We start from the raw sequence: 346 nt of genomic DNA on the forward strand, positions 1-346 counted from the left end.
GAAGTCCGCGTGCAGCGGGTATTCCAGCACGTACTGGCGGCCATCGATCTCGCGCGTCTCCTTGCCCTGGGCCAGCTCGGTGCCATAGCCGGTGGGGGTGAAGATCGCGCCCAGGCCGGAACCGGCGGCGTGGATGCGCGCGGCCAGGTTGCCCTGCGGCACCAGTTCCAGTTCGATCTCGCCGGCGCGGTAAGCGGCGTCGAAGTGCTGCGAGTCCGCCTGGCGCGGGAACGAGCAGACGATGCGGCGCACGCGCTTGTGTTTGATCAATGCCGCCAGCCCGGTATCGCCGTTGCCAGCATTGTTGTTGATGATCGTCAGTTCGCGCGCGCCCTGTGTGATCAAC

The 346-nt window shown here is 66.8% G+C and carries 1 protein-coding gene; it reads right to left on the reverse strand.

Annotated elements, in window-relative coordinates:
• On the reverse strand, window positions 1–346 hold a 346-nt coding region (locus EN804_RS35440), incomplete at both ends, for a 3-oxoacid CoA-transferase subunit A (RefSeq protein ID WP_135922362.1).

The organism is Mesorhizobium sp. M8A.F.Ca.ET.161.01.1.1 (assembly GCF_004792105.1).
In the GTDB taxonomy this organism is placed as follows: domain Bacteria; phylum Pseudomonadota; class Alphaproteobacteria; order Rhizobiales; family Rhizobiaceae; genus Mesorhizobium.